The 11,176-nt window shown below is 65.9% G+C and carries 11 protein-coding genes and 1 tRNA gene; 6 read left to right on the forward strand and 6 right to left on the reverse strand.

Annotation, left to right across the window (positions count from 1 at the left end; genetic code table 11):
- A partial coding sequence (locus MUO23_12645; GenBank protein ID MCJ7513803.1) for a DUF1080 domain-containing protein occupies positions 1-1,058 on the reverse strand: 1,058 nt, incomplete at its 3' end.
- Between the two features lie 148 nt (positions 1,059-1,206).
- Positions 1,207-1,294 (reverse strand) — tRNA-Ser (locus MUO23_12650).
- A 149-nt stretch (positions 1,295-1,443) separates the two neighbouring features.
- Between MUO23_12650 and MUO23_12655 the strand changes: the two genes are divergently transcribed.
- Both MUO23_12655 and MUO23_12660 read left to right on the forward strand, forming a co-directional pair.
- A complete protein-coding gene (locus tag MUO23_12655; protein ID MCJ7513804.1) occupies positions 1,444-2,217 on the forward strand; it encodes a hypothetical protein in 774 nt (257 codons plus the stop codon).
- A gap of 75 nt (positions 2,218-2,292) precedes the next feature.
- Positions 2,293-3,060, forward strand: coding sequence for a YIP1 family protein (locus MUO23_12660; GenBank protein ID MCJ7513805.1), 768 nt, complete (start codon positions 2,293-2,295; stop codon positions 3,058-3,060).
- Here MUO23_12660 and MUO23_12665 read toward each other — a convergent pair.
- The 4 genes from MUO23_12665 to MUO23_12680 are packed head-to-tail and all read right to left on the reverse strand — an operon-like array spanning position 3,041 to position 7,599.
- Positions 3,041-4,243, reverse strand: coding sequence for a glycosyltransferase (locus MUO23_12665; GenBank protein ID MCJ7513806.1), 1,203 nt, complete (start codon positions 4,241-4,243; stop codon positions 3,041-3,043). The two genes, MUO23_12660 and MUO23_12665, sit on opposite strands and share 20 nt — an antisense overlap.
- Positions 4,243-5,019: a 1-acyl-sn-glycerol-3-phosphate acyltransferase gene (locus MUO23_12670; GenBank protein MCJ7513807.1), complete on the reverse strand. Its 777-nt coding sequence runs from the start codon at positions 5,017-5,019 to the stop codon at positions 4,243-4,245. Before MUO23_12670 ends, MUO23_12665 begins: the two co-directional genes overlap by 1 nt.
- Positions 5,020-5,053: 34 nt before the next feature.
- Positions 5,054-6,451, reverse strand: a complete 1,398-nt coding sequence (locus MUO23_12675; protein MCJ7513808.1) for an MBL fold metallo-hydrolase — start codon at positions 6,449-6,451, stop codon at positions 5,054-5,056.
- 20 nt (positions 6,452-6,471) lie between these two features.
- Positions 6,472-7,599 carry an HRDC domain-containing protein gene (locus tag MUO23_12680; GenBank protein ID MCJ7513809.1) on the reverse strand — a complete coding sequence of 376 codons (1,128 nt, stop codon included), beginning with the start codon at positions 7,597-7,599 and terminating at the stop codon, positions 6,472-6,474.
- Positions 7,600-7,777: 178 nt separating this feature from the next.
- Here MUO23_12680 and MUO23_12685 point away from each other — a divergent pair, with 178 nt between their 5' ends.
- The 4 genes from MUO23_12685 to MUO23_12700 form a co-directional block, all read left to right on the forward strand.
- Positions 7,778-8,404: a Rieske 2Fe-2S domain-containing protein gene (locus tag MUO23_12685; GenBank protein ID MCJ7513810.1), complete on the forward strand. Its 627-nt coding sequence runs from the start codon at positions 7,778-7,780 to the stop codon at positions 8,402-8,404.
- Between the two features lie 15 nt (positions 8,405-8,419).
- Entirely contained in the window at positions 8,420-10,015 is a 1,596-nt protein-coding gene (locus MUO23_12690) for a cytochrome b N-terminal domain-containing protein (protein MCJ7513811.1), read from the forward strand.
- Positions 10,012-10,851, forward strand: coding sequence for a cytochrome c (locus MUO23_12695; protein MCJ7513812.1), 840 nt, complete (start codon positions 10,012-10,014; stop codon positions 10,849-10,851). Before MUO23_12690 ends, MUO23_12695 begins: the two co-directional genes overlap by 4 nt.
- A gap of 144 nt (positions 10,852-10,995) precedes the next feature.
- A partial coding sequence (locus MUO23_12700) for a hypothetical protein (protein MCJ7513813.1) occupies positions 10,996-11,176 on the forward strand: 181 nt, incomplete at its 3' end.

The raw sequence follows: 11,176 nt of genomic DNA on the forward strand, positions 1-11,176 counted from the left end.
ACGATCTTGTCCACGTACCAGTCCATGAAGTCCTGCTCGTTTTCGATCTCAACTTCCTCCGGGATCCACAGCCGGATGCGCCGGCCGGCAGGATCGTCGAAAGTCAGGCAGTCGGTGAAGACGTAGTCGTAGCGGCGCATTGCCTGGGGAGAGAACAGCGACACCCATTCTCGGCCTTCGGCTTGCATGCCCAGGAACACCGGCTGGCCGCGCACGCCCTCCCGGAAGCGGTCGAGTCCGGCATCATCGCAGATGAAGGCTTCGGCCGTCACGCCAGGAAGGCCCCCGCGCACGAGGCCGCAATTGGGGGCAATACCGACATTGATGCCGGTGCGCAGGCTGTGGGCGAGCACCTGATCGAGGGTGATCCCCTTCAGATGGAGGTGCAGATCGATGAGAGGGAAACCGAGGGCCTGCAGGCGTGCCAGGCGAGCGTCGATCTCATCCCAAGGTGCCGGCAGGATTTCCGCTTCCACCGCCAGCGGGCGGACCCGAAGCTCGTGGATCTGCAATCGGCCGCCCTCTGCCTGCCAATGCAAGCCGAAGATTCCGCTGGGCCGGCTGCTCCCGGTGGGTAGTGGGGCGATAGTGTCGACGACGAGCATGTCGTCCAACCAGACCTGGGTTCGTCGTCCTTGATGACGAATGCGCAGCCCAAAGGGCTGATCGTCGGCGATCCAGCGCTTGAACAGATTACGAACCCGGTACAGGCTGCCGGTCTGGCACCTCTCCGGCCGACCGTCGAGAGCCCGGTCGGCCTGGTTGATCAGAACGGAAGGGCTGCCATCCTGGGCGGGGCTATGCTGGCTGCGGGCGTGGAAGAAGAGTCGTGCCCAGGCGCCTGCCGAGGCCTGGCAGGTTGCCTCGAGCTCGAAATCCTGGAAGCCCGGCTGATCGCCGTTCCCCGCGTGGTAGAGCGTGCCCGGAGCGCCGCTTGCGACGAGCTTTCCTTGATCCACCGAGAACGACGTGGTATCGCCGGAAGCGCGCCAGCCAGACAGGCCGACGCCGTCAAAGGCGGAGGTCCATGGGCCGCGATCCGTGTCAGCGGAGGTCACGCTTGCTCCCGGAGTGATGGCCAGACTCGTTCAGCGACAACCGCCGCCGACGCAGAATCGGGGTGGAGTCGCCAAATGTGGGGGTTCGGGCAATTTCCGAACCCCCACATCTCGCTTCGACTTGTCTCCACACCGACATCGCTATGAGCGGAGAGGGTGGGATTCGAACCCACGGTGGCCACGAGGACCACAACGGTTTTCGAGACCGTCCCATTCAACCACTCTGGCACCTCTCCGAGATTGATTATAGCGCGCCTGTTGTGGCGGACCGTGACGGCACACGACGTTTGCGCCAGGCGCCAGCAGGTTCCAGTCCGCCTGCAGGCTCGGGGAATCGGAGTAGACTAGCGGACCAGCCATCGCCTACCGGACCGAAGGAGGGAACGTGGCGCAAATAGCCGAAACTTCCAGCGGCCAGCGGACCGAGCCGGGTTTCCTGCGCGCTACATTCCGGCAGTTCTGGCAGGCTTTGCTGTTGCAGCCAGAGGCCTACCAGCCAATCCTAGGATCCGAGCGGCCCGTGCGGCAGGGTTTCCGGATGCTGACGGCGCTGTACCTGATCACCGGCTTGATCACCAGCCTCGGGCTGATCTTCCACTATCTGACCCTGCCGAAGGTGGAGCTCATCCAGTCGCAGGTCGGCGAGCTGATCTTCAACTCGGGGCTGTACCAGCAATGGACTGCAGAGCAGCCCGCCCTGGCGGCGGTGCTCAACCTGGGTTATCGCTTGTTCTGGTTCATCGCCGGGATACGGATCGGTTACCCCTCCCGACTCGACATCTTCCTCACGCCGCTCTCGCTGTGGGTGATGGGCTTGTTCAACTGGGTCACCTTCGCCATCTTTGGGGAGCTCATTGGTCGCAAGCTGGGCGGGCAGGCACGGCGGCGAGCCTTCTGGGGAGCGCTGGCCGTGGCCAACGCGCCGCAGCTCCTGACTGTGCTCAACGTAATCCCGGGCTTGGTCGTCCCCTCCGGACTGCTGTGGTCCTGGACGATCCTCACCAGCTACCAGGCTACCCATGCAACGTATCCTCAGCTCAACTGGCGCCGCACCCTGAGCACGACGCTCCTGATGTACGCCCTGCACTACTTCTTTATCTTCCTGTCGATTGTCCTGGGTGTGCTGTTGGGGGTGCTGATCTACTCGCTTGTGCTCTAGACGAACCCGGCAGAAGCGAGCACGCGGAAAATGGAGCCCTCGGGCTGATGGCGCAGGCAGATCAAGGAGACCGCTGTGACTCAATTCTTCCGAACCTATGGCCGCCTTCTGATGCTCAACGGCGAGTCCTTCGAAGGACTTCGGCGATCGAACGATGGCGTGCTCTTCGCCTTCAAGCTGTTCGTCGTGGTGGGCCTGTTTGCCGGCCTTGGCACTCTGAGCGGAACCCGGGAGTTGCTGCAGACACCGACGGTCGCTGAGCGGGCCTACCAGGTTGCGGAAGGCGTCAGCACCTGGTCGGGCCAACTGGAAGGGTTCGTTGGCGGCGTCGCGGCCGGGCCGGCTCTGAGCATCACCCAATGGTTCACCGACCTGGGCGCGACGCTCGAGAGCTTCGAGCCGCCACTCGGAATGCAAACCAGCCGAGTGATCCGTTTGATCGGCGAGTGGCTGACCGCGCCTCTCACCCTCCTGGCAGCGTGGATAACGGCCCTCCTGCCGGTGCTGCTCGTCGCCAAGCTGATGGGCGCGGGCGGAAGCCTGCGTGCCTTGGTTGCCGTGCTGCTGGTGTCGGCCGCGCCGCAGATCCTGACTGTGTTGGGGTCCTTCCCGCTACCCGAAGCCAGCGTTTGGAGCGCAGCAGCATCCGTGCTCCAGTTCGTGGCGCTGTTCTGGGGGCTGGCGATCCTGGTGAAGGGGTTGTCGGTTGCGGGTGGAGTGGACCAACGCAAGGCGATCACGATCCTGGTGGTCACCGGGCTGGTGTTCTACGTGCTGATCCCCTCCATCGTGCTGACGGTCGGCGGGCTCAAGCTGTGGGGCCTCATCCAGCTGATGGGTTGAGTTCGGCCGGGGGGCGGCTGGCCAAACGCGCGTACAGCGCCTCGTGCTGGTCGAGGGTGATCTCGTACGAATGCAGGCGAGCCATCGCCAGTGCTGCGTGCTTCAAGCGCTCACGTTCCAACGGATTGCGGAGAAGGTAGAGCAGGCGGTCGGCCATGCCTCCAGCATCCCCGGGCTCGACCAGGTATCCGCAACCGGGGCGCTCGACCAGGTCCGGCATGGTCGTTGCCCTCACGGCAACGATCGGCAGACCGCTGGCGGCGGCTTCGAGCACGACAATTCCTTCGGCTTCAATCCGCGACGAGATGGCAAACACTGTGGCTACGCGGTAGACGATTGGCAAGTCGTCCCTGCCGAGGAAGCCGGGAAAGACCGTTCGATCCCCGATCCCGAGTTCACGAGCGAGCTGCACCAAGCGCGGGCGAGCGTTGCCATCTCCGACGATGAGCAGCTGAGCATCGACCTGATCCATGGCGCGGGCGGCTGCCCGGATCACGACGTCAACGTCCTTCTCGCTATCGATCCGCCCGACGTGCAGGATGATCGGCCGGCTTGGGTCGACACCGAAGCGCTCGGCCACGGAGGCCCGCTCCTGGGTGTTTCCCAAGGCGGGATGGAAACGCTGGAGATTGACGCCATTGCTGATGGCGATCGGACGCCCGCCGGCGTGGCGGGCGTAGCTTGCGGCTGCGTACTCGGACGGGGTGATGATGGCATCAAAGAAGATCAGTCGCCGCGCTGCCAGGCGCCACAGGTAGGACTCGATCCAGCGCTCCAAGCGACGGGGGGCGTGAACGATGTGAACGACGTTGATCGGTAGGGCATGGGCGGTGATCACCAATGGCAGCCCAAGCGAGCGGATGGCTCCTGGAATTTGCAGCGCCCCGAGCGTCGGGTCATGCAGATGGACCACCTCCGGGCGGAAGCCGCCCAGGTGGCGAATCAGCCCTCGCCGGTGCCACCAACACCAACGCTGCCCGACGCGCAGCGGAGTGGGAAAGGAGCGCAAGCGGATGATTCGGAGGTTCTGTCGGTCATCGGTGTGAGGCTCGCCGCGCTCGCTTGCCGCCAGGACAAGAACCTGATGCCCGCGTTCGGCCAGGCCCTGGGCGAGGTGACACACCGCCATGGAGACGCCGCTGACCATCGGCGGATAGGTCTGGCTGATCAGGGCCAGGCGCATCAGGCGAGGGCGAGGCGGGCGGCCTCGACCAGATCCCGGACCCGGCTCATCACTCCATCGGTTGCCTGCCGAAACTCGCGCAGCCCCACCGCCTCCGCGCCAAGCGGAAACGGCCATAGACATTCGCCGATGGCGACCACGGCCGGGCCGCCGAACTGCCAACAGCCGACCGTGGGCCGGTCGTAGAAGCGGCCGTGGAACACGCGGGTGTTGGCTTCTGGCACGAAGACACCGATGGGCTGTATCGGAACCCGCGTTCTGTAGCAAAGGCGGGCGGCGCCGGTCAGGCCGCGGCGCATCTCGACGCCATGCGTCAGCACGCCCTCAGGATAGATCAGGATGTGCTCATCCTTCGCCAGGAAATCCCCGGCGAGGACCAGGGAGGCTTGCGAGCCGGTCCCGCGGCGGATGGGGATCTGCCCGGCGTGTTTCAGTAGTTTGCCGAGCACGGGCAGGCTGAAGCTCTCCTCTTGAGCGAAGCTATGGATCCGGCGGCGATAGATGAACGGCAGCAGGAAGGCATCGCTCACCCGGGCGTGATTCGAGACCAGGATCCGTGCCCCAGGCTCGATGTTCTCCCGCCCGAGCACTCGCACTGAACGGACCAGTGCTGTGCGATAAACCCACAGCAGGGCGATCAACATTCCGTAGAGCGGAGATATCGCTGCTCCGAGCGGCACACCCGCCCGCAGGTCGTCGTGCTCGCGCCGGGCGCCGGCCAGATCCAGTTGGTGTGGATACAGATCGTCGGGGAGTCTCGGAGGGGTTGAGGCCATGTCGGCTGCCCAGGCTGGGCCCGTCGGCGGAGGGCTACAGCTCGGCCGCCTCCCCCAGGTCCGGATAATGGACCAACTTGACGCCGGCTGTGTTGAGTTTGGCTTGCAGGGCCGCGGCCGGCTCGGGCTCGCCGTGGACCAGGAAGATCTTGCGCAGGGTGGCCTGGGTGGCGCGAGCGTAGTCGACGAGAAAGGCCTGATCGGCGTGGGCTGACAGGCCGTTCAGGCTGACCACCTTGGCCGCGACCGGGTACTCCTCCCCGAAGATGCGGACCCGCTCGGCGCCTTCGGCCAGCCGCCGGCCGAGGGTCTCGGGCGCCATCCAAGAGGTGATCAGGATCGTGTTGCGGGGATCCCCGATATTGTTCTTCAGATGGTGCAGGATTCTGCCGTTCTCGGCCATGCCCGAGGCGGAGATGATGATGATTGGTCCGCGCACGTCATTGATGGCTTTGCTCTGCTCGACCGAGCGGGTGTAGCTCAGGTCGCCGAAGCCAAAGGGGGAGTGATGCACATCGCTGCCGACGAAGGCCTGCGTTTCTTCGTCGAGCTCCGCCACATGCTGGCGGAAGACGGCGGTGACGTCGATGGCCAGCGGGCTATCGACGAAAACCGGCACCCGCGGCACTTCTCCGCGGTCGATCAACTGGTGCAGCCAGTAGACCAGAGTCTGGGCGCGTCCGACGGCGAACGAGGGAATGATGACCTTCCCCTGTCTATCGAGAGTCTCGGCGATGACTTGGCGCAGGCCCTGATAGGCCAGGTCGGGGCTGTCGTGCAGGGTGTCGCCGTAGGTGCACTCCATCAGCAGGATGTCGACCTCTTGCGGCAGGATGGGATCGCGCAGCAGCGGCAGGCCGGGTCGGCCGATGTCACCCGAGAACATCAAGCGCAGCTTGCGGCCTTTCTCCTCGATGTCGAGCACCACCGCCGCCGAGCCCAGCATGTGGCCGGCGTCTACCAGACGGGCGACCACGCCCGGGACGGGCTCGAAGTCCTGGTCGTAGACGCGGCTCACCAATTGGCCGGCGGCGCGGGCGGCGTCCTGCGCGGTGTACAGCGGCTCGACCAGCGGTTCGCCCTGGCGCCGGCGCCGCTTGTTGACGTAGTCGACGTCGGATTCCTGGATCTCGCCGGAATCGCGCAGCATCAGGTCGCTGAGGTGGGTGGTGGCCGGCGTGGCATACACCGGCCCGCTGTACCCCTGACGGACGAGATTGGGAAGATTGCCCGAATGGTCGATGTGGGCATGGGACAGGATGACGGCGTTTACGCTCTGCGGCTCGAAAGGAAAGTTCAGGTTGCGCTGATAGGTGTCGCTCCGCCGCCCCTGGTACAGGCCGCAATCGAGCAGCAGCTGATGGCCGTTGACCTGAAGCAGATGCCGGGACCCGGTTACGGTGCGGGCGGCGCCGTGGAAGTGAAGTTGCATGCAACTCTCCTGCCGGTGGGTCATCCCCACAGGGCGCTGATGATCTCCTGACCGTAGATTCGGTGGCGCCAGCTCAGGGGATCCATCATCGGCCTGAGCTCGTCCAGCGTGCGCGGGGCGGAGCGGGCGATGGCCCACAACATCTCGCGCGGCAATACGACATCCGACTCGATCTGGCGAGCTTCGGCGGCACGTTTGCGCCAGCGGCGCAGGGCCTCGTAGCGAGCCTGGATAACCTGATCGCCGTTCTCAGTCTTGGGGCGGCGCGGGCGCGGCCCGCTGCACCCGCGAGCGACGGCCGCCAGCACATCGCCGCCGTAGCGCTGGATCTGGCGCGGCGTCATGCCCGGGACAGAGCTCAGCTGCTGATTGTCCGACGGCATCAGGCGCGCGATCTGCAGCAGGGTGTGATCCTCCATCACCTTGAAGGGCGGCCGGTCGAGACGACGGGCGTTCCGGTCGCGCACGCCGTACAGCTCGCGCAGCACGGCGGCCTGCTCCGGGTTCAGCTCGCGGGCGTGGCTCACGCTCCAGAATGTGGGGCGCTCGTCGCGATGGGGGAGCGCCGTCTGGCTGGCATAGGCCATCGCCTCGGCCGCCTCGTCGAGCTGGGCGGCCTGCCGCAGCTCCGCCTCCAGGCGGTCCCGCAGCGGGAGCAGGTAGTGCGTGTCCAGTCGGGCATAGTCCAGCAGGTGTGCCGGCAGGGGGCGCTTGCCCCAGTTGGCGCGCTGACAGCGCTTGTCGAGGCTGACGCCGAATTCCTTGTTCAGGATATCGCCCAGCCCAGTCACCTTCCAGCCCAGCGTGCGGCAGGCGATGCGCGTGTCATAGACATTGGCCACCAGGAAATCGAAGTCGCGCTTGAGGCACAGCAGGTCGTACTCGGCGGCGTGGAAGACCTTCTCGATCTTGGAGCTGGCGAGGAGCGGCCGCAGCGGCGAGAGATCGGACAGGGCGAGCGGGTCGATGAGGTAGTCCACCTCCGGGACGGACAACTGAATCAGGCACACCCGCTCGGCGTAGGCGTACAGGCTATTGGATTCGGTGTCGACCGCAATTCGCGGCTGGCGCTTCAAGTAGGCCACCAGCCGCCTCAACTGCTCAGGCCGCTGGATGAGTTCGATCGGTGGCAGGCTGGCCTTGCTCATACCAGAGAATTATACCCAGCGGTACCCGCTGGATGGCGTCCGCAGGCTAGTCAGGCATGAATAATTTGACAAATACGATAGACTATGATATCAATTCTCTGACTACCCGGAAGGCAAGGGTCTACTCCCTCCAACAGCCGGGCCCACTGTCCTGACAACTCGTCCGAGGAGGTTGACCATGCCCGAGGCGGTTGCCCAACCGCAAGCGGGGAGCCCGGCCTCGCCCCCCCTGAGCCGGCGCGAGTTCCTGTACTACTTGTGGGGAACCTCCCTGGCGCTCTACCTCGCCGGATCGGCGGGCGCCCTGCTATTCTTCGCCCTACCTCGCTTCGAGGAAGGGGAATTCGGCGGCGTGATCACCCTACCGGTCGAGGCGGTGCCGCCGCCCGACAGCCCACCTGCCGAGTTCGCGGCCGGGCGCTTCTGGCTGGTCAACCTGGGCCCGGCCAGCGCGGCCGACCCGCGCCAGCCGGTGGGGCTGGCCGAAGAACCCGGGGTCAAGGCGCTGTACAAGGTCTGCGTCCACCTGGGCTGCCTGTACCGCTGGGAGGCGACGGGCGAGCGCTTCGAATGCCCGTGTCACGGCTCGAAGTACCTGCGGGATGGCGCCAAGATCGACGGCCCGGCGACCCGCAATCTGGACGTCTTCGTGATCGAAGCCGTCGATGCCGAGGGCAACGTCCTGGCCCAGACCGAGCCGACCGAGGGCAACCGCCAGGGCTCCAGCCTGCCCATCCCGCCCGGTACCGTCGCCCTGCGGGTCAACACCGGAGCCAAGATTCAGGGCGCTGCGAGCAGCGCCTAGGCAGGGGGCGATTCCATGGCGATCTTCCGACCGCACATCCCATTCCTGGACGAGGTCAAGGCCAAGGGCGTCCGCCGGGCCGGACGGGACAAGGCCGATGACATCGTCACCCGCGTCACGGCGGGTCTGAACTCCGGCGACGTGCGCAGCCTGCTGCGCGACGATCCCCCGGGTCGGCCCAATCCGCGCCTGACGCCGCACGCCGAGGGTTTCTGGCTGCACATGCGGCCGACCTACTATCACAACCTGATGGACGGCATCTACCCAACCTTCCGCCTGGGCTGGCTGTCGACCTTCTTCTTTGTCTTCGAGATCATCACCGGCGCCTTCCTGATGGTGTACTACACGCCGTCGCCGGACGCCGCCTACGCAAACATGCTCAACCTGCTGGGCAACGTGTTCTTCGGCAGCGTAATGCGCGACCTGCACAAGCTGGGCGCAGAAGCCATGGTGCTGGTCGTCGCCCTGCACATGCTGCGCACGTTCGTCACCGGTTCCTACAAGAAGCCGCGCCAGTTTACCTGGGCGACCGGAGTGATCCTGCTGGGCGTCACGCTGTTCCTGTCCTTCTCCGGCTACCTGCTGCCCTGGGATCAGCTCAGCCTGTGGGCGGTGACCATCGGGGCCTCGATGGTGGAGGCCTTCCCGCCGGAAGTGGTCGGCCAGACGCTGAACCTGATCGTGCGCGGCGGGCCCGAGTTCAACGCCGACGGCCTGCTCCGGTTCTACCTGCTGCACATCTTGCTGCTGCCGCTGATCGGATTGATTGCCTTCGGAGTGCACTACTATAAGGTGATCCATCACGGCCACAGCCTGCCGCCCGAGGCGGAGAAGGTCGGCGAAGACACCGCCAAGCGCGTTCCGATGGAGCGCCGGGTGTACTTCATGCCGAAGATCATCACCCGCGAGCTGTTCTACATCGTGGCGCTGGTGTTCCTGTTCATGGCGGCGGCGGCGTTCTTCTACGAGGCGCCGCTGGAGATCAAGGCCGATCCGCTGATCACGCCCTTGCACACGACGGCGCCGTGGTATTTCCTGTGGCTGCAAGGCATGCTCAAGATGGGCGACAAGGTGATCTGGGGCGTGATCGTGCCGACGGTGCTGATCGGCTTGCTGGTGGTGCTACCTTACTTCGAGGTCGGCCCGAGCCGGCGCTACGGCGACCGGCGTATCGGTCTGTCGATCGCCGCGCTCTCGGTCGCGGCTCTGGCGGTGCTGTCCTTCATGGGCACGCCCTGGTACGCCGTCTCGACCTCGGCCGAACAGGAGGCGATCGCCACCCTCGTACCGCAGACCCATCCCGGCCCGCTGCGGGAGACCGATTGGGCGGCGCTGGAGCTCGGCTCCTTCGCCGCCAGCGAGTATGCCTCGGCGCCGAACCCGGAGATGGCGGCCCTGCTCGAAACCTTCCACGAAGAGGTGGCCAAGGTCAACGACGCCACTCGCAGCAATGCCGAAGGGTTCATGGTGGTTGAGGACTGGCAGACCAACCTGAAGAAGATCACGCTGCGCGTGGTCTGGACCCATCTGGCGGACGGCACGCCAGGAGAATACAGCCAGGTGACCTACCTTGACAGCCAAGCGGCCTATGAGCGAGGAGGTGGGTCATGAAGTGGCAGATCGCGGTCGGGATCTTCCTGGCGCTGGGCCTGCTCGCCCTGACGATCGGGCTGGCGCTGGGCGAACTGCCGCGCATGGAGCTGTTCAAGGCCTCGATTGACGCCCGCTCGGTGGAGACCGGGGCGGCGTTGTTCGAGAACAACTGCCGCACCTGCCACGGGCCGCAAGGGAAAGGCATCGAGGGCGTGGCGCCAGCCATCAACGCCGCCGATCTGTATGACGGTTCACGCCTGGCGGCGATCGGCTGGTCAGGGACGACCGACGACTACCTGCGGGACGTGATTGCGGCCGGGCGGCCGGTGCCCAGCGCCGGGTCGAACTACCCGCAGCGCATGCCGACCTGGAGCCAGCGCTACGGCGGGCCGCTGCGCGATGACCAGGTCGATTCGCTGGTGGCCTTCGTCATGAACTGGAAGGACCGGGCACTGGCCGGAGGTGGGGGCGCCGCGCCGCCAGCTGTCGTCGAGGGGGCGGTGGGCACTGAGATCACCGTGGCCCTGCCGGCGGGAGACCCCGCCCGCGGACAACAGCTGGCCGAAAGCGGGCTCGGCTGCCCCGGCTGCCATGTGCTGGCCGCGGTCGGGCCGGCCTGGATGGCCTCGGGCGACCAGCCCGGCATTGGGACCCGCGCCGAAACACGCTTCACCCAGGACGACTACACCGGCCTGGCGGCCGATGCCCAACAATACCTGGTCGAGGCGGTGGTCCAGACCAACGCCTTCATCGTGTCCGGCTACCAACCGAACATCATGCCCCCCAACTACGGCGAGCGACTCACTGGGCAAGACCTGGCCGATCTGATCGCCTACTTGACCAGCTTGCGCTGAGTTGGCGGCTCGAGCATCGGGCTTCTCTGGGCGCCGTCGTCTCGATCGGGGCGACGGCGCTTTGAACAATCCCTGGGGCGGCGGCTGCGGTGTGGCGTACAATCGAGGCCACGCCCGGAAGAGAACCACCGGGAGGAGATCAGCATGCGCGGGAAGATCGGGCGGTGGGCTTTCGGCCTCGGGCTGCTGATGGTGATGGGTACGGCGGTATCCGTCCGGGCCCAGAGCAGGGCAGACCCCGAGGCCGGGGGTGAGCTGTACGTCGCCTACTGCGCCGTGTGCCACGGGATCGATGGCCAGGGGCGGATCGGAGCCAGCCTGGACT

It is taken from the genome of Anaerolineales bacterium (genome assembly GCA_022866145.1).
In the GTDB taxonomy this organism is placed as follows: Bacteria; Chloroflexota; Anaerolineae; order Anaerolineales; family E44-bin32; genus PFL42.

Coding starts and splice junctions, on each gene's coding strand:
- MUO23_12665 (MCJ7513806.1), bottom strand. CDS start 4,243: ATGCGCCTGGCCCTGATCAGCCAGACCTATCCGCCGATGGTCAGCGGC.
- MUO23_12670 (MCJ7513807.1), bottom strand. CDS start 5,019: ATGGCCTCAACCCCTCCGAGACTCCCCGACGATCTGTATCCACACCAA.
- MUO23_12675 (MCJ7513808.1), bottom strand. CDS start 6,451: ATGCAACTTCACTTCCACGGCGCCGCCCGCACCGTAACCGGGTCCCGG.
- MUO23_12680 (MCJ7513809.1), bottom strand. CDS start 7,599: ATGAGCAAGGCCAGCCTGCCACCGATCGAACTCATCCAGCGGCCTGAG.
- MUO23_12685 (MCJ7513810.1), top strand. CDS start 7,778: ATGCCCGAGGCGGTTGCCCAACCGCAAGCGGGGAGCCCGGCCTCGCCC.
- MUO23_12690 (MCJ7513811.1), top strand. CDS start 8,420: ATGGCGATCTTCCGACCGCACATCCCATTCCTGGACGAGGTCAAGGCC.
- MUO23_12695 (MCJ7513812.1), top strand. CDS start 10,012: ATGAAGTGGCAGATCGCGGTCGGGATCTTCCTGGCGCTGGGCCTGCTC.